Origin of the sequence: Saccharopolyspora sp. 7B, from assembly GCF_020177435.1 — a bacterium.
GTDB lineage: Bacteria > Actinomycetota > Actinomycetes > Mycobacteriales > Pseudonocardiaceae > Saccharopolyspora_C > Saccharopolyspora_C gregorii.
This window is the reverse complement of record NZ_JAIUKC010000090.1, coordinates 1-24323: the sequence shown is the minus strand read 5'-3', so window position 1 is coordinate 24323 and position 24323 is coordinate 1. Positions and strand designations below refer to the sequence as shown.

Below are 24323 nucleotides of genomic sequence, written 5' to 3'. Positions count from 1 at the left end.
GTCCGGCAACCCCCCGTCCCCAGACGAGGAGCAGCTGAGATGTCGGTGAACAGGTCGTGAACCCGCTCGATGGAGAGCCATGAGTGCAGGCAGCATCGACCCCGTGCTCGCGCTGGTCAACGAAGTGCGCTTCGCGTTCCAGCCCCTGATCAACGTCAAGACCGGTGCCATCGTGGCGGTGGAGGCCCTCGCCCGGCCCACCGGTGGGGACGTGCACGACCTGTTCCGGGAAGCGGCCCGGCACCGCAGGCTCACCGAGCTCGACGTCGAGCTGGCGCGCAGCGCCGTGACCGCGGCCGCCGACCACGAGACGCTGTTACCGCTGCACCTCAACCTCTTCGGCGGCACCGTCACCCACGACCTGCCCCGCATCGAACGGCTGCGGGAACGGTTGCACGAGGTGGGCCGCCGCGAGCACGAGGTGACCTTGGAGATCGGCCCGCCGTTCGCCCGCCTCGACCCGGCGCAGCTGGTGGAGGGCGTGCAGGCGCTCAAGGCCGACGGCTTCCAGATCGCGGTGGACGGCGTCGGCGACGGTGACGTGCCGCTGGCGCTCATCGCCGACATGGAACCGGGCATGGTGAAGCTGGACCGGGGCGTGGTGAGCGGCCTGCCGGATTCGGCGGCGCGCCGGGCGGTGCTGGAGGCGGTGCGGCACCTGTGCGAGGCCGCGGACGCCGACCTCGTCGCCGAAGGCGTGGAGAACGACCGGCAGCTCTCGGCGCTGCGGCGCACCGGGGTGCGGCTGGTGCAGGGCAACCTGCTGGCCCCGCCCGCGCGCCGGCCTCCGACCACGATCACCGTCCCGGGCGTGGCCGCCGAGGTCACCGACCCGGCCGGGCAGCCGGTGAACACGCTCGCCGCCGGCCCGCGGGTCACCGAGTTCCTCTCCCCAGCCACGCTGCTGCCGGTGGACGCGACCGCCGACAAGGTGCGCGGCGTGCTCGCCGACCACCCCGAGATCAGCGCGGTCGTGCTCGTCGCCGACCCCCCCCCGCCGCAGTACACCATCGACCGCAACCGGTTCCTGCTCGCCGTCACCGGTCCGTACGGGCACGCGCTGCACGCGAAGCGCCCGGCTTCGCGGCTGGCCGACGAACCCCGCGTGGTCACCACCGCGACCACCGCCATCGAGGCGTTGAGCCTGGTCACCCGGTCCGACCAGTACCGGATGTACGATGACGCGATCGTCGTCGACGAGTCCGGCCGCTGCCTGGGCGCGGTGCGGGCCGGGCACCTCATCCGCGGCATGGCGGACCTGAAGGTGGAGGAGGCGGCGGCGCTGAACCCGCTGACCAGACTGCCCGGCAGCGACTCCATCGCCAGGGACGTGGGCAGGCGGATCGCCGCCGGGGACGTGTTCGCGGTGAGCTGGCTGGACATCGACGAGTTCAAGTCGGTCAACGACGGCGCCGGGTTCTCCGCGGGGGACGACCTGATCCGGTCGATCGGGCGGGTGCTGACGGATGCGGCGACCTCGCTGCCGTCGGTGCGCGTCGGGCACGTCGGCGGCGACGACTTCCTGCTGGTCGCCGATCTGGACGACCTGGTACCGCTGTCCGAGCTGCTGCTGGACCCGCCGCGGGAGGCGGGCGGGGTGCCGGTGACGCTGTCGCTGGCGACGCTGGTGTGCACGCAGAGCACCGTGACCGGCTACGACGAGGCGTCCCGGCTGCTGGCGCCGCTGAAGCACCGCGCGAAGGACCTCACCGGGTCGAGCTGGGTGATGTCGCGCCCCGGTTCGGACCACGTGGACGTGCTGCGCGGGAAACCGGCGCCGCAGCCGTTCGCCGTGCCGGACGACCCGGCGGGCGGCATCTTCCCGGCGCACGACCCGGACCGGCGCCGGCCGCAGTCCCGGCTGCGCTGATTCCCGGGCTGCCGACCCCGGCGGCTGATCCCCGGGCTGCCGACCCCGGAACGCGCGGCGGCCCCCGGCTCGGGACCGGAGTCCCGCCGGGGGCCGCGCTGCGAACCGGTTCGGTCCGGGTCAGACGGTGAAGCCGAGCGCGCGCAGCTGCTCGCGCCCCTCCTCGGTGATCTTCTCCGGGCCCCACGGCGGCATCCACACCCAGTTGATGCGGAAGTCGCTGACCAGGCCGCCGCCCGGACCGCCGGTGAGCGCGGAGCGGGCCTGCTCCTCGATCACGTCGGTCAGCGGGCAGGCCGCCGAGGTCAGCGTCATGTCCACCGTGGCGCTGTTGTCCTGCTCCACGCGCACGTCGTAGACGAGGCCGAGGTCGACGACGTTGATCCCCAGTTCGGGGTCCACGACGTCGCGCAGCGCCTCTTCGACGTCTTCGAGCGCGGCGAGTTCCGCTGCCGGAGCCGGGGGCTCCGGGAGGTTCTCGGCGCCGCGCGCCACGTCGGTGGCCTCGCCCGCGGCTGCTTGCTCGTCCTGCACCTGGGTTCGGTCTGTCATGACGCTCCCACTTCGTCGACGACGCGCGAAACGGCGTCCTTGAAAGCCATCCAGCCCAGCAGCGCGCACTTCACGCGCGCCGGGTACTTCGCCACCCCCGCGAAGGCGATGCCGTCCTCCAGGACGTCCTCGTCGGGTTCGACCTGGCCGCGACCCTGCATGAGTTCGCTGAACGCGGCCTGCCTGCCCATCGCCTCCTTCACCGACTTGCCGACGACGAGGTCGGTGAGCACGGAGATCGAGGCCTGGCTGATCGAACAGCCCTGCCCCTCGTAGGAGACGTCTTCGACGGTGGCGTCGAGGCCGTTGCCCGCCAGCCGGACCCGCAACGTCACCTCATCCCCGCACACCGGGTTGACCTGCGAGGACTCCGCGTCGAACGGGTCCCGCAGGCCGTGCCCGTGCGGGTTGCGGTAGTGGTCCAGGATGATCTCCTGGTACATCTGTTCGAGCTGCATCACACGTCCTTCAGCCGTTCACCCGACACCGAAGAAACGCTGGGCCTCCCGCACAGCTTCCCCGAGCGCCCGGACCTCGTCCAGATCGTTGTACAGGTAGAAGCTGGCGCGGACCGTCGCGGGCACGCCGAACGCCCGGTGCAGCGGCCACGCGCAGTGGTGACCGACGCGCACCTCGACGCCCTGGCTGTCGAGCACCTGGCCGACGTCGTGCGGGTGCACCCCTTCGACCACGAACGCGACCGTGGCACCGCGGGCCTCGGTGGTGGCGGGGCCGATGATGCGCACCCCGTCGATCGCCGACAGCTCGTCGAGCGCCGCCGCGGCCAGCTTCTTCTCGTGCGCGGCGATGCGTTCCATGCCGACCACCGACAGGTAGTCCACGGCCGCGCCGAGCCCGACGACCTGGGAGGTCATCGGCACGCCCGCCTCGAACCGCTGCGGCGGTTCGGCGAACGTGGCGCGGTCGATGTGCACCATCTCGATCATCGACCCGCCGGTGATGAACGGCGGCATCGCGCGCAGCAGCTCGTGCCGCCCGTAGAGCACGCCGACCCCGGAGGGCCCGAGCATCTTGTGCCCGGAGAACACCGCGAAGTCCACGTCGAGCTCGGCGAAGTCCACCGGCGCGTGCGGCACCGACTGGCACGCGTCGAGCACGACCAGCGCGCCGACCTGGTGCGCCCGCGCCACGACCTCGTCGAGCGGGTTCACCGTGCCGAGCACGTTGGACTGGTGCGCGACGGCGACGACCTTGGCCCGCTCGGTGATCACCGCGGACACGTCGGACAGGTCGAGCCTGCCGTCCTCGGTGACGCCGAACCAGCGCAGCGTCGCCCCCGTGCGGCGGCACAGCTCCTGCCACGGCACGAGGTTCGCGTGGTGCTCCATCTCGCTGACCACGACCTCGTCGCCCGGGCCGAGGCGGAAGCGCTCCGCCTCGGGACCGGACGTCGCGGCGTTGCTCATCGCGTACGCGACCAGGTTGACGCCCTCGGTCGCGTTCTTGGTGAACACGACCTCGTCCACCCCGGCACCCACGAAGCGGGCGATCTTGGCGCGGGCGTCCTCGTAGGCGTCGGTGGCCTCCTCCGCGAGCTGGTGGGCACCGCGGTGCACCGCCGCGTTGGAGGTCTCCACGAAGGCGCGCTCCGCGTCCAGCACCTGGCGGGGGCGCTGCGACGTCGCCCCCGAGTCCAGGTACACCAGGCGCCGGTCGTCGCGGATCGTGCGGCCCAGGATCGGGAAGTCGGAGCGGATCGCCGCGACGTCCAGCGGGCCCGCGGCCGCACCGGCAGTGGTGAGGGGCTGAGCGGTCATGACTGCGCGACGGCCTCCTTCTTGCCGGTGAACCGCACGTAGCCGTTCTTCTCGAGCTCGTCGGCCAGCTCCGGCCCGCCCGACTCGACGACCTTGCCGCCGGCGAACACGTGCACGTGGTCCGGCGTGATGTGGTTCAGGATGCGGGTGTAGTGCGTGATCAGCAGCACGCCCTTGTCGCCCTTGGACGTGTACCGGTTGACGCCCTCGGACACGACCCGCAGCGCGTCGACGTCGAGGCCGGAGTCGGTCTCGTCGAGGATGGCGAACTTCGGGTCCAGCAGGTCCAGCTGCAGGATCTCGTGCCGCTTCTTCTCGCCGCCGGAGAAGCCCTCGTTGACGCTGCGCTCCGCGAACGACGGGTCGATGTCGAGCTCGGTCATCGCCTGCTTGACCTCCTTGACCCAGTGCCGGATCTGCGGGGCCTCACCGCGGACGGCACCGGCGGCGGTGCGCAGGAAGTTCGACATGGACACGCCCGGCACCTCCACCGGGTACTGCATGGCGAGGAACAGGCCGGCGCGGGCGCGCTCGTCCACGCTCATCTCCAGCACGTCCTCGCCGTCGAGCAGGACGGAGCCGGAGTCGATCTGGTACTTGGGGTGCCCGGCGATGGCGTAGGCCAGGGTGGACTTGCCGGAACCGTTCGGGCCCATGATCGCGTGGATCTGGCCGGAGTCGATCGTGAGGTTCACGCCGTTGAGGATCGGCTTGGCGCCTTCCTCGGTGAGGACGGAACCGTGCAGGTCCTTGATCTCCAGGGTGGCCATTGTGCTGTGTTCTCCTGGTACGTGGGGAAAGGGAGTGAGGGGGCGGCGTCAGGCGCCGACGACGGCCAGCTCGGCCTCGATCGCGGCCTCCAGCCGCTCCCGGACCGCGGGCACCGTGATCTTCTGCAGGATCTCGCCGAAGAAGCCGCGGACCACCAGTCGGCGGGCCTGCTCCTTCGGGATGCCGCGGGCCTGCAGGTAGAACAGCTGCTCGTCGTCGAACCGGCCGGTGGCGCTGGCGTGACCGGCGCCTTCGATCTCACCGGTCTCGATCTCCAGGTTCGGCACCGAGTCGGCGCGGGCGCCTTCGGTGAGCACCAGGTTCCGGTTCAGCTCGAAGGTCTCGGTGCCTTCGGCCGCGGCCCGGATCAGCACGTCGCCGATCCACACCGAGTGCGCCGCGTCGCCCTGCAGCGCGCCCTTGTAGAGCACGTTGCTGCGGCAGTTCGGCTGCGCGTGGTCGACCAGCATCCGGTGTTCCAGGTGCTGGCCCGCGTCGGCGAAGTACAGGCCGAGCAGCTCGGCGTCCCCGCCCTTGTCCCCGTAGGTGATCGTGGTGTTGACCCGGACCAGGTCGCCGCCGAGGGTCACCGCCAGGTGCCGGAACACCGCGTCCCGGCCCAGGTAGGCGTGCTCGGAGCTGACCTGGGTCGCGTCGTCGGCCCAGTCGTGCACGGACACGACCGAGAGCCGGGCGGAGTCGTCGGTGATGAACTCGACGTTCTCGCCCAGCACGCCGGAGCCGCGGTAGTCGAGGACGACGACCGCTTCGGCGAACCGCTCGGCGCGGATCTGGATGTGCCCGAACGCCGTCTCGCCCTCGCCGGGGCCGTGCACGACGACGCTGACCGGCTCGGCCGGCTGCACGTCCTTCGGGATGGTGATGACGGTGGCCTGCTCGAAGGAGCTCCAGGCCTGCGCGGCGATCCGGTCGGCGGGCACGCCGCCCTTGCCGAGGCGCTCGTCGTCGCGGCCGACGGTCTCGACCGTGACCTCGGCGCTCGCCTCGACCTCGACGTTCAGCGAGGCGGTCGCCTTCGCGGTGCCGTCGTGCAGCCCCTTGAGCCGCTTGATCGGGGTGAACCGCCAGTCCTCCTCGCGGCCGCCGGGGACCTCGAAGGCCTCGACGTCGTAGGAGGTGAAGCGCTCGCCGCGGGAGGACTGCGGCACGACCGCGCCCCCGTGGCTGTGCTCGGTCAGGCCGTGCTGGGCGTCGGCGGTGTCAGTGGTGCTCGTCATGTCAGCCGACGGCCCCTTCCATCTGCAGCTCGATCAGGCGGTTCAGTTCCAGCGCGTACTCCATGGGCAGCTCCCGCGCGATCGGCTCCACGAAGCCGCGCACGATCATCGCCATCGCCTCGTCCTCGGTCAGACCGCGCTGCATCAGGTAGAACAGCTGGTCGTCGCTGACCTTGGAGACGGTGGCCTCGTGGCCCATGGACACGTCGTCGACGCGCACGTCGACGTACGGGTAGGTGTCCGAGCGGCTGATCGTGTCGACCAGCAGCGCGTCGCACTTGACCGTGGAGGCCGAGTGGTTGGCGCGCTTGGCGACCTTGACCAGACCCCGGTAGGAGGTGCGGCCACCACCGCGGGCGATCGACTTGGAGACGATCGTCGAGGAGGTGTGCGGAGCCATGTGCTCCATCTTCGCGCCCGCGTCCTGGTGCTGGCCCTCACCGGCGAACGCCACCGAGAGCACCTCGCCCTTGGCGTGCTCGCCCATCAGGAACACCGACGGGTACTTCATGGTGACCTTGGAGCCGAGGTTGCCGTCGACCCACTCCATGGTTGCGCCCTCTTCGGCCTTGGCCCGCTTGGTGACCAGGTTGTAGACGTTGTTCGACCAGTTCTGGATGGTCGTGTAGCGGCAGCGAGCGCCCTTCTTGACCACGATCTCCACGACCGCCGAGTGCAGCGAGTCGCTGGAGTAGATCGGGGCGGTGCAGCCCTCGACGTAGTGGACGTAGGCGTCCTCGTCGACGACGATCAGCGTCCGCTCGAACTGGCCCATGTTCTCGGTGTTGATCCGGAAGTAGGCCTGCAGCGGGATGTCGACGTGCACGCCCTTCGGCACGTAGATGAACGAGCCGCCGGACCACACCGCGGTGTTCAGCGCGGAGAACTTGTTGTCCCCGGCCGGGATGACCGAGCCGAAGTACTCCTTGAAGGTCTCCGGGTGCTCGCGCAGCGCGGTGTCGGTGTCCAGGAACTGGACGCCCTTCTCCTCAAGGTCCTCGCGGATCTTGTGGTAGACCACCTCGGACTCGTACTGGGCGGCGACACCGGCGACGAGCCGCTGCTTCTCCGCTTCCGGGATGCCCAGCCGGTCGTAGGTGTTCTTGATGTCCTCGGGCAGGTCCTCCCAGCTCTGGGCCTGCTGTTCGGTCGAGCGCACGAAGTACTTGATGTTGTCGAAGTCGATGCCCGACAGGTCGGCGCCCCAGTTCGGCATCGGCTTGCGCTCGAACAGCCGCAGCGCCTTCAGCCGCGCTTCGAGCATCCACTCCGGCTCGTCCTTCTTGGCCGAGATCTCCCGGACGACGTCCTCGTTGAGCCCGCGTCGCGCGCCTTCGCCCGCGACGTCCTTGTCGGCCCAGCCGTACTCGTAGTTGCCCAGGGTCGCCAGCGTCTCCTCTTGGCTGAGCTGGCCAGAGTTGTTCGACGCCGTGGTGGGTGTGCGCTGCTCGGCAGCGGCAGTCATACGGACTCCCCTCCGTCAGGAATCGGGGCGGTCTGCCGCCCGTCGGTCTGGGACCGGTCGTGGGCGGCCGGATCGGTTTCGGCCGACGCGGATGCCGGGATGACCTGGGTCTCCGGGCCGCGATCGGCGGTTCGCTCGGACCGCGTGAGCGGTACGTGCGTCGTGCAGGCCGCATCGCCGTTGGCGATGGTGGCCAACCGCTGCACGTGGGTACCGAGGACTTCGGCGAAGGCCTCCGTCTCGGCTTCGCACAGCTGCGGGAAGTCCGCAGCGACGTGCGCCACCGGGCAGTGGTGCTGGCAGAGCTGCTCACCGGAGGCCACGCTGCGCGTCGAGGCAGCGTAGCCCTCGCGAGTCAGCGCACCGGCGAGGACCTCGGCCCGTTCGGCCCTGGTCCGCGCGGCGGCCAGCGCCTCCCGGTGGTGGGCGACCAGTGCGGCGATGCGCTTGCGCGCGAACTCCCGCACCGCCTGCTCACCGTCGGTGTCGGCGATGAACCGCAGCGCCGCCACGGCCAGGTCGTCGTAGGCGTGCCCGAACCTGGCCCGGCCGACCTCGGTCAGCAGGAACAGCTTCGCGGGCCTGCCCCTCCCCCGGCGCTGCCGGGCGGAGGACTCCCTGGTGTAGGCCTCGCCTTCGGTGACCAGCGCGTCGAGGTGCCTGCGCACCGCGACCGAGCTGAGCCCGAGGGCTTCGGCCACCGCCGCGGCGGTGATCGGCCCGCGCTCCAGCAGGAGGCGGGCGACCGAGTGCCGGGTCCGCCCGTCCCCGGACGGCGCACCAGCACCCGGGGCTGCGGCTCCCGAGTCGGCGGCCGCAGCCGGAGGTGGCGTTCCGGCGTTTTTCACAACACCGATGTTACCTATTTAGCTCCGACACACCAGACCGCAGGTCCGCCAACGTGACCCGGATCACCCCGAACGGCGGTTGTGCGACGGCGGGACGGGCCGCCCACCGACTGCCCTAAGCTTCGGTGCCGTGGGCGCAGGCGAGACGAACCAGCAGGACGAAGCCGGGCCGGGCGAGTCAGCGACCTCCGGCACCCCGGCCGACGGCACCACCCCCCGGGGCGCGACCCGGTCGCGGGACGCCGCCGCGACCGCACCGACCGGCGCTGAGCGGGACGGACGCGGCACCACCCGGGTCGCCGACGCCCCACTCAGCAGCGACACCGCCTACGCGGGCGACGCGCCCGCCGCGCAGCAGCCCGCCCCGCTCGACGCGCCCGAACGCCGCCAGCTCGACCTGGTCCGCCGCTTCGGCACCACCGGCTCGCTGGTGCTCGCCTTCGGCGCCATCGGCGCGGGCGCCGCTCCCGTCGACAACCCGCTGATCGGGGTCCGGCTGCTCGGGCTGCCCGCGCGCATCCCCACCGTCGCCATGGCCTGCGCCTGGCTCGGCATGCTCATGGTCGTCACCGCGTGGCTCTGGCTCGGCAAGCTGTCCTGGCCCGGCCGGGACCGGATGGTCAGCCGCACCCAGATGGACCGCACCATCGTCATGTGGGGGCTGCCGCTGGCCGTCGCGCCGCCGCTGTTCAGCACCGACATGTACACGTACCTGGCGCAGAACGCGGTGGCCGCGCAGGGCATCAACCCGTACACGCTGGGACCGGGCACCGCGCTCGGCGTGGACCACCCGCTGGTCGCCAACGTGCCGAACATCTGGCGCGACACGCCCTCGCCCTACGGTCCGCTGTTCCTGCTGTTCGGCCAGCACCTCGGCCGCGTCATCGGCGACGACGTCGTGTTCGGCGTGCTGCTCTGGCGGGTCGTGATGATCATCGGTCTGATGCTGGCGATCTGGGCGATCCCGCGGCTCGCCGCCCGCTGCGGGGTGCACCCGGTGGCCGCGCTGTGGCTCTCGGCCGCCAACCCGATCACGCTGTTCCACGTGGTCAGCGGCGCGCACAACGAGGCGCTGCTGGTCGGGATCATGCTCGCCGCCATCGAGCTCGGGCTGCGCTGGCGCGGACCGCTCGGCGTGGTCGTCGCCGGGGTGCTGCTCAGCATCGGCGGGGCCATCAAACCGCCCGGCTTCGTGGCCCTCGGCTTCTTCGGCATCTACGTGGCCCGCAGGCGCGGCGGGCGGATGCGCGACCTCGTCGGCGTCGCCGCCGTGCTCGCCGTGCTGATGCTCGGCACCATGACGATCATCACGGTGGCCAGCGGCTGGGGCCTCGGCTGGATCGAGACCTACGACGTGCCGAACCGGATCAAGACCTGGCTGGCGCCGATGACCGCGTTCGGCATGACCGGCGGCGGGGTCGGCATGCTGCTCGGCCTCGGCAACCACACCAACTCGATGCTGGTCATCACCAAGATCTTCGGATACGCCATCACCGGGCTGGTGTGCGTGCGGCTGCTGTGGCTGTCGTTCAAGGGCCGGATCGAACCGCTGGCCGCGCTCGGCATCACCCTCGGCACGCTCGCCGTGTTCGGGCCGGTGCTGCACCCCTGGTACCTGCTGTGGATGGTGGTGCCGCTGTCGCTGGCCACCAACGACCACCGCTTCCGGATCGGCGCGGCCACCATCTGCTCCATCGTCGCGCTCGTGGTCCCGCCGACCGGGGCCGCCTACATCCTGCGGGCCTACCAGGTGCCGTTCGCCGTCATCGCCTCGATCCTCGCCTTCGGGATCCTGCTGTGGCTCGTGCGCGGCAAGGTCCCGCCGCTGCTGCCGACCCGGGCGGATGAGCGCCCCGTCACGTCATAGGCTTGGACGTCGTGAACGAAGCCGCGAGCACCCCCACGCCCGGCCCGGTGATCGAGGAACCGGCCGCCGACGGCGACGCGCTGGACGTGCGCGGGCTGACCAAGCGCTTCGGCGACACCACGGCCGTCGACGGGCTCGACCTGCGGATGCCGCGCGGCAGCGTGCTCGCCCTGCTCGGACCCAACGGCGCGGGCAAGACCACCACCGTCGAGATCTGCGAAGGCTTCCAGCGGCCCGACGGCGGAACGGTGCGGGTGCTCGGGCTCGACCCCGCCACCCAGGGAGAACGGCTGCGGCCCCGGATCGGCGTCATGCCGCAGGGCGGCGGCGCCTACCCGGGCGTGCGGGCCGCCGAGATGCTGGAGCTGGTCGCGACCTGCTCCGCGGACCCCATCGACCCGCGCTGGCTGCTCGACGTCCTCGGGCTCACCTCCGCCGGGCGCACCCCGTACAAGCGGCTCTCCGGCGGACAGCAGCAGCGGTTGTCGCTGGCCTGCGCGCTCGTCGGCCGCCCCGAGCTGGTGTTCCTGGACGAACCGACCGCCGGGCTCGACCCGCAGGCCCGCCACCTGGTGTGGGACCTGGTCGCCGCGCTGCGCCGGGACGGCGTCGGCGTGCTGCTGACCACCCACCTGATGGACGAGGCCGAGGCGCTCGCCGACCGGGTCGTCATCGTCGACCACGGGCGCGCCGTCGCCGACGGCACCACCGCCGAGCTCACCGCCGACCCGCGGGGCAGGCAGGAGCTGAAGTTCCACTCCGAGCCCGCGCTCGACCTCGGCCTGCTGCTGGCCGCGCTGCCCGAGGGCTACGAGGCCGTCGAGCAGCGCGCGGGCCGGTACGTGGTGCGCGGCACCATCGACCCGCAGGTGGTCTCCACCGTGACCGCGTGGTGCGCACGGCACGGCGTGTTCGCCAACGAGCTGCGGGTGAGCAGGCGCAGCCTGGAGGACGTGTTCCTGGACCTGACCGGACGGGAGTTGCGCTCGTGAACCACGGCGCCGCCAAGACGGGGACCGGCACCGCCGGGACCGGACTCGCCCGCGACGACCGGGACGCCCCGCGCCCCGGCGAGCGGTTCCCCGCGGGCACCTTCGCGCCCGCCCCGGGACGCGGACGGGCGCTGCGGATGCTCGCCGCGCACACCCGGATCGAAGCGCTGCTGATCATCCGGCACGGCGAGCAGGCGCTGCTCACGCTGATCATCCCGCTGGCGCTGCTGATCGGGCTGAGCACGCTGCACATCGGCACCGTGCCGGAACCGCGGGTCGACTCGGTGGCGCCGCGCATCCTCGCGCTGGCCGTGATGTCCACCGCGTTCACCGGGCAGGCCATCGCGCTCGGCTTCGACCGCCGCTACGGGGTGCTCAAGCGGCTGTCCGCGACGGCGCTGCCGCGCTGGACGCTGATCAGCGGCCGGGTGCTGGCGACGCTGCTGGTGGTGGCGCTGCAGGCGGTGCTGCTGGGGATCACGGCCGCGCTGTTGGGCTGGACGCCGAGCCCGCTGGGGATCGTGGCGGCGCTGCCGCTGCTGGTGCTGGGCACCCTCGCGTTCGGCGCGGCCGGGGTGCTGGTGGGCGGCGCGTTCCGGGCGGAGATCGTGCTGGCGGTGGCGAACGCGATCTGGTTCGTGCTGCTGCTGGCCGGTGGGCTGGCACTGCCGATGAGCGATCTGCCGGGCCCGGTGGGCGCGATCGCCGGGCTGCTGCCCTCGGGTGCGCTGGCGACCTCGCTGGAGGCGGCGCTGGAGCACGCGGCGCTGCCGGGCTGGCAGCCGCTGCTGGTGCTGGTGGCGTGGGCCGCGGCGGCCGGGGCGCTGGCGGTGCGCACCACTCGGCTCACCTGACCGGACCGAACTTCCGGACCCGGTGGTTACCGGAAGTAGGGTGAGAGCATGACTGAGCAGCACGCCGACGTGACGCCCGGCACCGAACTGGCCCGCCCCTGCCACCGCAGCCTGGAACCGCTGCACTCGCTGATCTACTTCAGCCCCGAAGCCGAGGAGGAGTTCGGCGCGCTCGGCCTCGACGGCACCCGGATGCGCTACTTCGCCGGCCGCGCCGCCCCGATGGGCGCCGTCGGCGCGGGAGTCGTCGCCGCCACCTTCTACAACTTCAACCCGCGGGTGATCGCCGAGGTCATCCCGCACGCGTGGACGATCACCACCCCGGAAGCCGTCGTCGCCGCCCGGTTCCGCGCCGCCGACACCGCGCTGCGCAAGCTGCTCGGCCCCGAGACGATCGCCTCCGAGGAGCTCGCGGAGGCCGCCGCGCTCGCCCGCCGCGCCACCGAGGCCTGCCGTCCCGAAGCCCGCCCGCTCTACGCCGGGCACGCCGACCTGGAGTGGCCGGACGAGCCGCACCTGGTGCTCTGGCACGCCCAGTCGCTGCTGCGCGAGCACCGCGGCGACGGCCACCTGATAGTGCTGCAGGCGGTGGGCCTCACCGGGCTGCAGGCGCTGGTCCTGCAGTCCGCGAGCGGCGAAGGACTCTCCCGGCAGTTCTCGCAGGCCAGCCGCGGCTGGTCCGATGAGGAGTGGGCGCAGGCGCAGCGCGAACTCGCCGACCGCGGCCTGCTCGACGCCGACGACGGGCTCACCGAGCGGGGTGTCGCCTTCCGGGAGGACGTCGAGCAGCGCACCGACGCGCTCGCCGCCGCCCCCTGGGCCCACCTCGGCGCGGAGAACGCGCAGCGCCTCGCCGGGTACGGCAAGAAGCTCAGCACCCAGGTGCTCAAGGCCGGCGCGTTCCCGAAGGGCACCTTCGCCCGCGAGAAGCGCGTGGAGTGACCTGCGGCGCACCACCTGGCGGCCGGGCGGTGCGGGGCGGCGAATACCATCGATGCGTGCCGTCGTCGATGCTGTCCCGGATCCCGGCCGCCGACCACCGCCTGGTGCGCTGGCTCGCGCTCGCCGTCCTCATCACCCAATCGCTGATCTCGGTGACGGGTTCCGTGGTGCGGGTGACGGGCTCCGGCCTCGGCTGCCCCACCTGGCCGCAGTGCTTCCCGGGGAGCATGGTCCCGGTCGACCACCCCGAGGTGGCGACGCTGCACCAAGTGATCGAGTTCGGCAACCGCACGCTGACCGGCCTCGTCGGGTTCGTCGCGCTGGCCTGCCTGATCGCCGCGTGGCGGGTGCGCCCGCACCGGCCGCGCCTGGTGAAGCTGGCGCTGGTCATGCCGCTGGGCGTGCTCGCGCAGGCCGTCATCGGCGGCATCACGGTGCTGGTGGACCTGAGCTGGTGGAGCGTGTCCATCCACTTCATGGCCTCGGCCGTGCTGATCTGGCTGGCCGCGTACCTGTTCAAGGCCGCGGGCGAGGGCGACGAGCCCGCGACGCCGGTGCTCCCGGCCCGGATGCGCCGGCTGCTGGTGGCGCTCACCGCGGTGACGGCGGCGATGCTGGTCGCGGGCACGCTGGTGACCGCGGCCGGGCCGCACGCCGGGGACGCCGACACGCCGCGGCTCGTGGTGCCGGTGCCGACGCTGGTGCAGGTGCACGGCCTGCTGGTGATGGCGTACGTGTGCCTGCTCGCGGTGTTCGGCGTGTGGCTGCGCGGCGCCCGCCCGACCGGCGCGCTGCTGAAGGCCTACGGCGCGGCGTGCGTGCTGGTGCTGGCGCAGGGGGCGCTCGGCTCCGCGCAGTACGTGCTCGGGGTGCCCGGGGCGCTGGTGGTGCTGCACGTGCTCGGTTCCACCCTGGTGATCACGGCGACCGCGCTGCTGTGGTGCGAGTCCCGCTACCGCGGGCCGGTGCCGCGGGTCCCGGCAGGCGAATCCGCGGAGCCCGTCCCGGCTTGACCGCTGCCCGGCCCGGCTCAGTAGCGCAGTGCGCGGCGCTCCCGCTCCCACCGCTGCCAGAGCTGCGGCATCTCGCCGGAGAGCCACTTGTAGAACTCGTGCACGGTGCGCAGCCGCCGCGCCCGCTCCCCCTGGCCGCTGAACATCCGCAGCCCGTCCTCGGTGAGCTGTTCGAGCCCGGTGACCTGCTCCATGCGGTGCCGGACCAGTTCCGGCCAGCGGTGCTCCTCCACGCGATAGAGCGCGGCCTCGCGGCCCTGCCGGGTCGTCTTGGAGATGACCCCGAGGCGCAGCAGCAACCGGACGTTGGTGCTGACGGAGCCGCTGCTGGCGTTGAGCCCGTGGGAGAGCTCGGCCGCGGTGCGCTCCGGCGGGTCGCAGATCAGCAGGAACGCGAGGATCCGTCCGGCGATGAGCGGCATGCCCTCGGTCGCTTCGAAGTGCGCGGCCATCTGCTCGATCCACTCGGACATGGCGGGACGGTCGGTGCGCTGGGCGTACTCGGTCACCTCGGGTGCCTCCGACTGATCGACTTCAACCGATGCTGAAACCATAGACTCAGGAGAACGGCGAAGCCACCCCGACACGCCCCGGAAGCGGGCTCACCCGGCCAGCGCCGCCCGCACCGCCGACGCGAACCGCGGCTTCGCCCCCGGATCCGCCTGGCGGAACCCCAACGACGGTTCGGTCAGCTCCAGCTCCAGCAGCAGCGGCGACCCGTCCTCCCGGCGCACCAGGTCCACCCGCGCGTACAGCAGCTCGGACCGGCGCATCCCGTGAATCGCCGCCGCCGCGTCCACCGCGTCCTCCGCCGCGCGGCGTAGCGCCGCATCCGGCTCCACCCCGAAGCGGTCGCCCGGTCCCGGCCCCGGCGCCGCCGGATCCGGCAGCATCGCGCCCTTCACGAACGCGTGCGAATAACCCCCGCCGACGAACACCAGCGCCGTCTCGCCCTCCCGGTCCACCGCCCGCTGGTAGGGCTGCACCAGCACCGCGTGATCCACGGCGGTGCGCGCGGCCAGGTGCGCGGCCTCGGCGTCCCGCTCCCCCACCGCGAACCGGGCCGCGCCCCGCGAGCTCGCCCCCACCGAGGGCTTCAGCACGAACTCGAAGTCCGGGCAGCGCAGCGGTTCGCCCGGTGCGATCAGCTCCGTCGGCACCACCGGGACGCCCCGCGCGGCCAGATCGGCGAGGTAGGTCTTGTCGGTGTTCCAGCGCGCCACCCGCGCCGGGTTCACCAGCGCGGGCACCGACTCGCACCAGGCCAGGAAGTCCTTGCGCCGCAGCGGGTAGTCCCAGGTGCTGCGCAGCACCACGAGCTCGGCGGAATCGAACGGCGCGGCCGGGTCGTCCCACGGCGCCCAGGCCGCGGGCACGCCCAGCTCGGCCAGCACCTCCGGCAGGTCGGTGTCGTCGGCGTTCGAGCGGGGCAGCTCGGCGCAGCTGGCGAGCAGGACCCGAGGTGCCGGTCTCACCGGGCCCGCGGGCCGGCCATCTTCCGGCGGTGCGCCGGGCCGATCTGCAGCGCGGCGGTCGTGTCGCCGTCCCACTCCCCCGCGGTGACCTGCTCGACGGCCTCGACCACGGCCTCCCCCGCCGCGACGCCTGCGACCAGCACGTCGCCGAGCGCGCCGTCCTCGCCGATCAGCACGATGCGGGCGCCCGCCTGGCCGAGGTTCTCCACCACGGCTCGCGCGGAACCGCCGTGGCCCGCGGCGAACGCCTTCACCCGGGCGATCGCCTTCGGCTCGGGCGCGGTGCTCTGCTCGGTGTCGTTCTCGGCTGCCATGCGGGTGATCCTAGACAACCACCCCGACGACACGGGGCGAACAGTTACCCAGGCCACCGCCCGGCCGCCTCCGCGCCTGCGAGAGTGGGGATGATCCCCGGCGGCCGTCCCGGCGCCGGGCGGACGAGGCGATCTAGGAGGCACGCATGCGCGCGATTCGGGTACCGGCCCACGGCGGACCGGAGGTGCTGGAGCCCGCCGAACTGGACCGGCCGACCCCGCAGTCCGGTGAGCTGTTGGTGGAGGTGTCCGCGGCCGGGGTGAACTTCATCGACACCTACCAGCGCAGCGGCCTCTACAGCGTGCCGCTGCCGTTCACCCCCGGCGTGGAGGGCGCGGGCACCGTCCGCGAGGTCGGCCCGGACGTCACCGGATTCACCCCCGGCGACCGCATCGCGTGGGCCATGACGCCCGGCGGCTACGCCGAGCAGGCCGTGGTGCCCGCGCGCAACTCGGTCCGCGTCCCCGACGGCGTCGACGACCGGACGGCGGCCGCCGCGATGCTGCAGGGCATGACCGCGCACTTCCTCGTCACCTCCACCCACCCGATCCGCCCCGGCGAGACGGCGCTGGTGCACGCGGCGGCGGGCGGCGTGGGACTGCTGCTCACCCAGCTGATCAAGGCGCGCGGCGGGAACGTGATCGGCACCGTGTCCACCGACGAGAAGGAGCGGCTGGCGCGCGCGGCCGGTGCCGACGAGATCATCCGCTACACCGACGCCGACGTGGCCGAGGAGGTCCGCGACCTCACCGACGGGCGCGGGGTGGACGTGGTCTACGACGGCGTCGGCAAGGACACCTTCGACGGCAGCCTCGCGTCGCTGCGCCCGCGCGGGACGCTCGCGCTGTTCGGCGCGTCCAGCGGGCCGGTGCCGCCGGTGGACCCGCAGCGGCTGAACTCGGGGGGCTCGCTGTTCCTCACCCGGCCGTCGCTGGCGCACCACATGCTGGATCGGGAGGAGCTGGACCGGCGGGCCGGGGAGATCTTCCAGGCGGTGCGCGCGGGTGAGCTCGACGTGCGCATCGGCGGCAGCTACCCGCTGGAGCAGGCCGGCCGGGCGCACGAAGACCTGGAGGCGCGCCGCAGCACGGGCAAGCTCCTGCTGCTGCCCTGAGCGGAAGCGCCCGCCCGGGAACTCCGAGTGCCCCGGGACCGACTGATCGACCATGATCGATCGCGTGATCGGGCGGCGCGGTGCGCTGGCGCTGCTCGCGGCCGGGCTGCTCGGCGGCTGCCGAGCGGTCCCGGCCGAAGCCGGCCGCGGACTGGTGACCCTGGACGGCGGGACGGCTCGCCTCGCCCTGCTGCTGGGGCGCGAACAGGTGGGCACGGTGGCGGTGACCGCCGGTGACCCGGTGCTGCCCGCGATCGCGGCCGTGCAGGGCGCGCCGGTGCTCGACCTCGGCGGCGCGGGCGGACTGGACCTGGAGGCGCTGGCCCGCCTGCGCCCGGAGGTGCTGGCCGGGCACCGGCTGCCCGGGGTCCCGGCGGAGCTGCTGCGCGGACTGGCCCGGTTGCGGCTGGTGCGGCGCACCGGGGACGTGCGCGCGGACGCGCTCGCGCTCGGCGCGGCGGTGGGCGCGGCCGGAGCCGCGGTGGCCGCGTGGGAGGCCTTCGAGCGGGACCGCGCCGAGCTCGCCGCCCGCCTCGCGACCCGCCGGATGCCGACGATCTCGGTGCTCGGCGCGGGCCGCGGCGACGAGGTGGTCACCACGGTGTCCGGCTCGACGGCCGCCGGACAGGTGCTGCGGGCGCTCGGCGTGGCCCGGCCCCCTGCGCAGGAAGCGGTCGCGGACGGGCCGCTGCCGTTCCCGGAGATCTCCGGCGAACGGCTCGGCGAGCACGACGCGGACCTGCTGGTGGTGCTGCGCGGCAACGCCGGGTCGGTGCGGGAGCAGCCGCTGCTGCGGACCTCGCCCGCGGTGCGCGCGGGCCGGGTGGTCGAGGCCGACCAGTTCGAGTGGGCGGCCCTGGCCTCGCTGCCCAGCGCGCGCTGGGTGCTGGCCGACCTGGCCGGGCTGCTGCTGGAGCGGGCCGCGCCACTGCTCGGCATCGGCTCGCCCGGGGGCCTCGATCGGCTGCGCGGGTTCCGCGCCGGCTGAGGGCTCCAGTCGACCGGCCGCTCCAGCCGACCGGCCGCTCCAAGCAGGCCCGGTCGCTCCAAGCAGGCCCGGCCGCGCTAGCCGACCCGGTTCCGCAGCCGCAGGCCGAAACCGCCCGCCGCCAGCAGCACCACACCCACCAGCAGCACGATCAGCGGCCCGCCGAGCGCACCGCCGGTCCAGTGGTACAGCGCCTCCGGCACCGCGACGGTCACCCCGAGCACGCCGAACACCAGCAGCACCGCCGAGCGCAGCGCCACGAACGCGGCGAAGCAGCCGACGGCCAGCACGAACGTGATCGCGTAGCTCCACGACTGGTGCGCGATCACGGTCCACTGGGCGCCGGTGAGCGCCGTCGCCGCCGCGATCCCGAAGCCCACGTCGCGCCGCACCCGGCCCGCGCGGCCCCGGGTCGGCCGGTCGAGCACACCGCGCACCGCGAGCACCGCCCACAGCCCGCCGAGCACGATCAGCACCAGCATCTGCGGCACGGACCCGCTGCCCGGTAGCTCATCGGCCAGCGCGAGCGCGAACCAGAATGCGAAGGCACCGGTCGCCACCAGCCCCGGCACCGCGGGCAGCAGCGCGTACCCGGCGGCGGCCGCGACCAGCCCGAGCCCGCTCGCGGACAGCGAGGAGTCCGAACCGTCCAGCCCGGCCACGACCGCCATCGCCGCGGACCCGGAGGCCAGCGCGAGCAGTGCGGACACGATGCGGCTGCGCCGCGAGGGCGCATCGGCGGCGAGCTCCCGCGCACCGCGCGGGCCGCCCGCGATGAGTCCGCCCGCGACCACGAGCACCGCGGTGGCGGCGACCAGCAGGCCGATCCGGGCCGCGGTCGACAACACCTCCCAGGACATGCCGACCAGCAGCGACGCACCGCCGATCACGAGTGCGCCGCCCGCGTACCCGAGGACCTCCCAGACCCCGCCCGCGCGCTGCGGTGCGGGTTCGGCGGTGAGCTCGGCGCGCACCGCATCGGCCTGCTCGGAGGTCAGCGTGCCGCGTTCGACGAGGCGCTCCAGCGCCTGCCGGTGCCGCGGCGGCAGTTCCGCGCTCATCGATCTCCCTCCACCGGTGATCCGCGCCGACTGTCGCACACGCGGCCGGGCCCGCGGTGGAGGGTGCGACGGCCCGCGCGACGACCAGGTGGGACGGCGCCGGACCGCTCAGCTCGTGGCGATCACGCGAACGGCCAGCCCAGCACCGGCAGTCCCAGTGCCGAGTCCACCGCCAGCGCCACGCACACGATCATCAGGTACGTGTTGGACATGTGGAACAGCCGCATCGGCTTCGTCGGCTCGCCCCGCTTGGTCGCGGTGTGCAACCGGTGCGCGAGCCACAGGAACCAGGCGCCGGAGAGCACCGCGAACGCGGTGTAGAGCCACCCGGTGGCGGGGGCGAGCAGCAGCGTCCACAGCACCATCAGCCAGCTGTAGGCGACGATCTGCCGCGACACGTAGGCCGGTTCGGCGACGACGGGCAGCATCGGCACGCCGGCGCGCTCGTAGTCCGCCTTGTACTTCACCGCCAGCGCCCAGGTGTGCGGCGGTGTCCAGAAGAAGATGATCCCGAACATGACCAGCGCGGGCCAGTCCACCCGCCCGGTCACCCCGGCCCAGCCGATGACCACCGGCATGCACCCGGCGGCCCCGCCCCAGACGATGTTCTGCGCGGTGCGGCGCTTGAGCAGCAGCGTGTAGACGAGGACGTAGAACAGGATCGTGGCGACCGCCAGCACCGCGGCCAGCAGGTTCGTCGTCGCCCACAGGAACGCGAACGAGCCGAGCCCCAGCGCGATCCCGAACAGCAGCGCGTGCCGGTTGGAGACGGTGTGGCGCACCAGCGGCCGGGCCCTGGTGCGCTGCATGACCTGGTCGATGTCGGCGTCGGCGACGCAGTTGAGCGCGTTGGCGCTGCCCGCGGCCATGGTGCCGCCGACCAGGGTGGACAGCACCAGCCACGGCGAGGGGATGCCGCGCTCGGCCAGCAGCATCGCCGGGATGGTGGTGACCAGCAGCAGCTCGATGACGCGCGGCTTGAGCAGGCCGAGGTAGGCCTTGAGCAGGTCGCCGGGCCGCCGCGCGTGCCGCTGCGCACCGCCGACCGGGGTTTCGGTGCTGGTCACGAGGCCGCCCCTGCCGCGCGCGCCGCGAGCCGCACGCCGTGCTCCGCACCGCCGGGGAGCGCGGTCCGCGCCGCGGCCGGGGCCGCGCCGTGGTGTCCGCCCGAAGCGCACCGCATCGCAGGCATGGGACTCCTAGTCAGCTCGGGGTGACCACCGGAACGACGGCGACCGACCGCCCTGAATGGTAGGCGCGCTACACCCCAGCGCCGCCCGCAGGGTCCGGGCGCGCGCCCCGGATACCTCGCGGCCGGGACCGGACCCGGCGGCGCCGGTACCGTGGGGTGAGCCACCGGACACGCTCCGCGCGGAAGGCACGCCCGCCGCGCCGCGTTGCCGGTGGTGGGGTCCGCCGCACCGTCGCGGGATCGGCCCCGCGGCGGTCGAGGCGCCGCTGGGCGGGCTACGCACCGCGAACCGGGCCGGGCACCGGCCGTGGCACCCCGGGCACGCACCGTCGACACCCCGGGGGGCACGGCCGTGGCGGCACCGGTGAGCTGCGCGAACACCGGCCGGCGCGGTTCGGCGCCGCACGACGAGGGGTCTCCGGCGATGCAGGCGGTTGACCCGCGATCCTCTCACCCCGGTGGGGGACCGCATCAATTCAGGCGGGCCGCCGCGCGCCCACGAGGTCACGACTAGGCTGCCCGCTGGACGAGGGATAACTGCGGTCCGAATCGGTCCGGGTCAGCGGGCGACGCGCCGGAGCCGCGAAGGACCGCTTCGAGGGAAACTGGAGCTGCGTCCGTGTCCGTCACCGACGATCTTGCCCGCTTGACCACCAAGCGACTGCCCGCAGACTGGACCGAGTTGGACCAGCGCGCCGTGGACACGGTCCGGGTGCTGGCCGCCGACGCGGTCGAGAAATGCGGCAGCGGGCACCCAGGCACCGCCATGAGCCTGGCCCCCGCCGCCTACGCGCTGTTCCAGCGCGTCATGCGGCACGACCCCACCGACGCCGACTGGATCGGCCGCGACCGCTTCGTGCTGTCCGCCGGTCACTCCAGCCTGACGCTGTACCTCCAGCTGTTCCTGTCCGGGTACGGGCTGGAGCTGGACGACATCAAGGCCCTGCGCACCTGGGACTCCAAGACCCCCGGTCACCCGGAGTACTGGCACACCCCCGGCGTGGAGACCACCACCGGCCCGCTGGGCCAGGGCCTGGCCACGGCCGTCGGCATGGCGGTCGCCGCCCGCCGCGAGCGCGGTCTGCTGGACCCGGAGTCGGCCCCGGGCGAGAGCCCGTTCGACCACCAGATCTACGTGATCGCCTCCGACGGCGACATCGAGGAGGGCGTCACCTCCGAGGCCTCCTCGTTCGCGGGAACCCAGCAGCTGGGCAACCTCACGGTGATCTACGACGCGAACGAGATCTCCATCGAGGACGACACCCGCATCGCGCTGTCCGAGGACACCGCGAAGCGCTACGAGGCCTACGGCTGGCACGTCGTCACCGTCGACGGCGGCGAGGACGTCTCCAGCATCCTGGACGCGCTGGACGCGGCCAAGGGCAAGCCGGAGCAGCCCACGCTGGTCGTGCTGCGCACCGTGATCGGCTTCCCCGCGCCGACGAAGATGAACACCGGCAAGGCGCACGGTGCCGCGCTGGGCGGCGAGGAGATCACCGAGATCAAGAAGGCGCTGGGCTTCGACCCGGAGCAGACCTTCGAGGTCTCCGACGAGGTCCTCGCGCACGCCCGCAAGGCCGTGGAGCGGGGCAAGGCCGCGCACGCCGAGTGGCAGAAGTCCTACGACGCGTGGGCCGCCGAGCACCCCGACCGCAAGGCGCTGCTGGAGCGGATCCGGGTCCGCGAGCTGCCCGCGGGCTGGTCCGAGAAGCTGCCGACCTGGGAGGCCGACGGCAAGGGCGTCGCCACCCGCAAGGCCTCCGGTGAGGTGCTCAACGCCCTCGCCGACGTGCTGCCGGAGCTGTGGGGCGGTTCCGCCGACCTGGCGGAGAGCAACAACACCACGATGAAGGGCGTCGACTCGTTCGGCCCGAAGCACATCTCCACCGGGATGTGGAACGCCCAGCCGTACGGCCGGACGCTGCACTTCGGCGTCCGCGAGCACGCGATGGGCTCGATCCTCAACGGCATCGCACTGCACGGCGGCACCCGCCCGTACGGCGGCACCTTCCTGATCTTCAGCGACTACATGCGGCCCGCGGTGCGGCTCGCGGCGCTGATGAACGCCCCGACGATCTACGTGTGGACGCACGACTCGATCGGCCTGGGCGAGGACGGCCCGACGCACCAGCCGATCGAGCAGCTCTCCTCGCTGCGCGCCATCCCCGGCCTGTCGGTGGTCCGCCCCGCGGACGCCAACGAGACCGCCTTCTCCTGGAAGGCGATCTTGGAGGACACCAGCGGCCCCGCCGGGCTGGCGCTGACCCGCCAGGGCGTGCCGACGCTGGAGGGGACCGACGCCGAGGGCGTCGCCAAGGGCGGCTACGTGCTGGCCGAGGCGTCCTCCGGCACCCCCGAGCTCGTGATCATCGCCACGGGCTCCGAGGTCCAGCTGGCCGTCGAGGCCAGGAAGATCCTGGAGGCCGACGGCGTTGCCACCCGCGTGGTGTCGATGCCGTGCGTCGAGTGGTTCGACCGGCAGGACAAGGCCTACCGCGAGCAGGTGCTGCCCCCGTCGGTGCGCGCCCGCGTCTCCGTCGAGGCCGGCATCGCCCAGTCCTGGCACCGGTTCACCGGTGACCTCGGCGAGAACGTCTCGATCGAGCACTTCGGCGCCTCGGCGGACTACAAGACCCTGTTCGAGAAGTTCGGCTTCACCACGGAGGCGGTCGTCGACGCCGCCCGGCGGAGCCTGGAGAACGCGCGCTCGAACGCGTGAGTGGAGGTATTGCAGTGACGAACAACCAGAACCTCACCGCGCTCAGCCAGGCGGGCGTGGCGATCTGGCTGGACGACCTGTCCCGCCAGCGGATCACGTCCGGCAACCTGACCGAGCTGATCAACGACTACGCGGTCGTGGGTGTCACCAGCAACCCCACGATCTTCGCGAAGGCGCTGTCCAACGCGGCCGACTACAACGACCAGGTCCGCGAGCTCGCCGCCCGCGGCGCCGGCGTGGACGACACGGTCCGCGAGCTGACCACGAAGGACGTGCGCGACGCCGCCGACGTCTTCCGCAACGTCTACGAGGCGGGCGACGACGGCCGGGTCTCCCTGGAGGTCGACCCGCGGCTGGCCCACGACACCGACCGCACCGTCGCCGAGGCGCTGGAGCTGTGGAAGGCCGTCGACCGGCCGAACCTGATGGTCAAGATCCCGGCGACGGTCGAGGGCCTGCCCGCGATCACCCGGGTGCTGGCCGAGGGCGTCAGCGTGAACGTGACGCTGATCTTCTCCGTGGAGCGCTACCGGGACGTCATGGACGCCTACCTGGCGGGCCTGGAGCAGGCGAAGGCCAACGGCCACTCGCTGAACACCATCGCCTCGGTCGCCTCGTTCTTCGTGTCCCGCGTGGACACCGAGATCGACAAGCGGCTGGAGGGCGTGGAAGGCGGCCAGGACCTGCAGGGCAAGGCGGCCATCGCCAACGCCCGGCTGGCCTACGCCGCCTACGAGGAGGTCTTCTCCTCGGACCGCTTCCAGGCGCTGGCCGCGGACGGTGCGAAGCCGCAGCGCCCGCTGTGGGCCTCCACCGGCGTGAAGGACCCGGCGTACTCCGACACCCGCTACGTCGATCAGCTGGTGGCGCCGAACACGGTGAACACCATGCCGGAGGCGACGCTGTTCGCCACCGCCGACCACGCCCAGGTCGAAGGCGACCAGGTCCGCGGCACCAAGGACGCCTCGCAGCAGGTGTTCGACGCGCTGACCGAGATCGGCATCGACCTCGACGACGTGTTCGCGGTGCTGGAGCGCGAGGGCGTCGAGAAGTTCGAGAAGTCCTGGGAGGAACTGCTCGACACCGTGCGCGAGCAGCTCGACCAGGCCAAGTAGGCGAACGGCCGTTCCACCGCGGGTGTGCCCCGCGCCCGCCCCCGGGGGGGGGGGGCGCCGGGGCCCCCCCCCGCCCGCGCCCCACACGGTGCCGTCGAGGCCGAGCCCGCTGAGCACCTCGTGCTTCTCGGCCGCGGTGTGCGCGGTGGGCTGG

Annotated in this window: 23 protein-coding genes; 10 read left to right on the top strand and 13 right to left on the bottom strand. The window is 72.9% G+C overall.

Annotated elements, in window-relative coordinates; all coding sequences use genetic code 11:
* The first annotated feature begins 79 nt into the window (after positions 1-79).
* The gene (locus LCD33_RS15370) at positions 80-1870 is read left to right on the top strand and encodes a GGDEF domain-containing protein (protein WP_224977984.1); all 1791 of its coding nucleotides are present in this window, start codon (positions 80-82) and stop codon (positions 1868-1870) included.
* A gap of 120 nt (positions 1871-1990) precedes the next feature.
* Here LCD33_RS15370 and LCD33_RS15365 read toward each other — a convergent pair whose 3' ends face one another.
* From LCD33_RS15365 to LCD33_RS15335, 7 genes are read right to left on the bottom strand one after another with little or no spacing between them, the layout of a single operon-like run.
* Positions 1991-2422: a metal-sulfur cluster assembly factor gene (locus tag LCD33_RS15365; protein ID WP_224957669.1), complete on the bottom strand. Its 432-nt coding sequence runs from the start codon at positions 2420-2422 to the stop codon at positions 1991-1993.
* On the bottom strand, positions 2419-2880 hold the full coding sequence (sufU, locus tag LCD33_RS15360) for a Fe-S cluster assembly sulfur transfer protein SufU (RefSeq protein ID WP_224957670.1): 462 nt from the start codon (positions 2878-2880) through the stop codon (positions 2419-2421). The genes LCD33_RS15365 and sufU overlap by 4 nt, the downstream gene beginning before the upstream one ends.
* An 18-nt stretch (positions 2881-2898) precedes the next feature.
* Entirely contained in the window at positions 2899-4200 is a 1302-nt protein-coding gene (locus LCD33_RS15355) for a cysteine desulfurase (protein WP_224957671.1), read from the bottom strand.
* Positions 4197-4970 (bottom strand): Fe-S cluster assembly ATPase SufC, encoded by a 774-nt coding sequence (sufC, locus tag LCD33_RS15350; RefSeq protein ID WP_224957672.1) that lies wholly within the window; start codon positions 4968-4970, stop codon positions 4197-4199. Before sufC ends, LCD33_RS15355 begins: the two co-directional genes overlap by 4 nt.
* A 48-nt stretch (positions 4971-5018) precedes the next feature.
* On the bottom strand, positions 5019-6209 hold the full coding sequence (sufD, locus tag LCD33_RS15345) for a Fe-S cluster assembly protein SufD (RefSeq protein WP_224957674.1): 1191 nt from the start codon (positions 6207-6209) through the stop codon (positions 5019-5021).
* 1 nt (position 6210) lies between these two features.
* Positions 6211-7674: a Fe-S cluster assembly protein SufB gene (gene sufB, locus LCD33_RS15340; protein WP_224957675.1), complete on the bottom strand. Its 1464-nt coding sequence runs from the start codon at positions 7672-7674 to the stop codon at positions 6211-6213.
* Positions 7671-8522 carry a metalloregulator ArsR/SmtB family transcription factor gene (locus LCD33_RS15335; RefSeq protein ID WP_224967061.1) on the bottom strand — a complete coding sequence of 284 codons (852 nt, stop codon included), beginning with the start codon at positions 8520-8522 and terminating at the stop codon, positions 7671-7673. Before LCD33_RS15335 ends, sufB begins: the two co-directional genes overlap by 4 nt.
* Before the next feature lie 130 nt (positions 8523-8652).
* Between LCD33_RS15335 and mptB the strand changes: the two genes are divergently transcribed.
* The 5 genes from mptB to LCD33_RS15310 all read left to right on the top strand — a co-directional run bounded on the left by mptB (position 8653) and on the right by LCD33_RS15310 (position 14190).
* Positions 8653-10389 (top strand): polyprenol phosphomannose-dependent alpha 1,6 mannosyltransferase MptB, encoded by a 1737-nt coding sequence (gene mptB / locus LCD33_RS15330; RefSeq protein WP_224977983.1) that lies wholly within the window; start codon positions 8653-8655, stop codon positions 10387-10389.
* 50 nt (positions 10390-10439) lie between these two features.
* Positions 10440-11381 carry an ABC transporter ATP-binding protein gene (locus LCD33_RS15325; protein WP_374108094.1) on the top strand — a complete coding sequence of 314 codons (942 nt, stop codon included), beginning with the start codon at positions 10440-10442 and terminating at the stop codon, positions 11379-11381.
* Positions 11382-11512: 131 nt separating this feature from the next.
* Positions 11513-12235 carry an ABC transporter permease gene (locus LCD33_RS15320; protein WP_224957726.1) on the top strand — a complete coding sequence of 241 codons (723 nt, stop codon included), beginning with the start codon at positions 11513-11515 and terminating at the stop codon, positions 12233-12235.
* A gap of 48 nt (positions 12236-12283) precedes the next feature.
* The gene (locus LCD33_RS15315; protein ID WP_224977982.1) at positions 12284-13177 is read left to right on the top strand and encodes a hypothetical protein; all 894 of its coding nucleotides are present in this window, start codon (positions 12284-12286) and stop codon (positions 13175-13177) included.
* A gap of 68 nt (positions 13178-13245) precedes the next feature.
* Positions 13246-14190 carry a COX15/CtaA family protein gene (locus LCD33_RS15310; RefSeq protein ID WP_255615117.1) on the top strand — a complete coding sequence of 315 codons (945 nt, stop codon included), beginning with the start codon at positions 13246-13248 and terminating at the stop codon, positions 14188-14190.
* 17 nt (positions 14191-14207) lie between these two features.
* Here LCD33_RS15310 and LCD33_RS15305 read toward each other — a convergent pair whose 3' ends face one another.
* The 3 genes from LCD33_RS15305 to LCD33_RS15295 form a co-directional block, all read right to left on the bottom strand.
* The gene (locus tag LCD33_RS15305; RefSeq protein WP_224957679.1) at positions 14208-14699 is read right to left on the bottom strand and encodes a GbsR/MarR family transcriptional regulator; all 492 of its coding nucleotides are present in this window, start codon (positions 14697-14699) and stop codon (positions 14208-14210) included.
* 93 nt (positions 14700-14792) lie between these two features.
* Positions 14793-15665 (bottom strand): hypothetical protein, encoded by an 873-nt coding sequence (locus tag LCD33_RS15300; protein ID WP_224977981.1) that lies wholly within the window; start codon positions 15663-15665, stop codon positions 14793-14795.
* Complete coding sequence (locus tag LCD33_RS15295; protein WP_224957682.1) at positions 15662-15979, bottom strand: hypothetical protein; 318 nt, start codon at positions 15977-15979, stop codon at positions 15662-15664. Before LCD33_RS15295 ends, LCD33_RS15300 begins: the two co-directional genes overlap by 4 nt.
* 146 nt (positions 15980-16125) lie before the next feature.
* Between LCD33_RS15295 and LCD33_RS15290 the strand changes: the two genes are divergently transcribed.
* Together LCD33_RS15290 and LCD33_RS15285 are read left to right on the top strand one after the other, a co-directional pair.
* On the top strand, positions 16126-17094 hold the full coding sequence (locus tag LCD33_RS15290) for a quinone oxidoreductase (RefSeq protein WP_224957685.1): 969 nt from the start codon (positions 16126-16128) through the stop codon (positions 17092-17094).
* Between the two features lie 52 nt (positions 17095-17146).
* On the top strand, positions 17147-18082 hold the full coding sequence (locus LCD33_RS15285; protein WP_224977980.1) for an ABC transporter substrate-binding protein: 936 nt from the start codon (positions 17147-17149) through the stop codon (positions 18080-18082).
* 77 nt (positions 18083-18159) lie between these two features.
* Here the strand turns inward: LCD33_RS15285 and LCD33_RS15280 are convergent, their stop codons facing one another.
* The 3 genes from LCD33_RS15280 to LCD33_RS28935 form a co-directional block, all read right to left on the bottom strand.
* Positions 18160-19143, bottom strand: coding sequence for a DUF2157 domain-containing protein (locus LCD33_RS15280; RefSeq protein WP_224977979.1), 984 nt, complete (start codon positions 19141-19143; stop codon positions 18160-18162).
* A 122-nt stretch (positions 19144-19265) separates the two neighbouring features.
* A complete protein-coding gene (locus LCD33_RS15275; protein WP_224977978.1) occupies positions 19266-20210 on the bottom strand; it encodes a heme o synthase in 945 nt (314 codons plus the stop codon).
* Complete coding sequence (locus tag LCD33_RS28935) at positions 20207-20335, bottom strand: hypothetical protein (protein ID WP_255617526.1); 129 nt, start codon at positions 20333-20335, stop codon at positions 20207-20209. The genes LCD33_RS15275 and LCD33_RS28935 overlap by 4 nt, the downstream gene beginning before the upstream one ends.
* Positions 20336-20954: 619 nt before the next feature.
* On the opposite strand from LCD33_RS28935, the gene tkt reads away from it, so the two are divergent.
* Positions 20955-23054, top strand: a complete 2100-nt coding sequence (gene tkt, locus LCD33_RS15270) for a transketolase (protein WP_224957692.1) — start codon at positions 20955-20957, stop codon at positions 23052-23054.
* A gap of 14 nt (positions 23055-23068) precedes the next feature.
* Positions 23069-24169 (top strand): transaldolase, encoded by a 1101-nt coding sequence (gene tal, locus LCD33_RS15265; protein ID WP_224957693.1) that lies wholly within the window; start codon positions 23069-23071, stop codon positions 24167-24169.
* Positions 24170-24323: the final 154 nt, after the last annotated feature.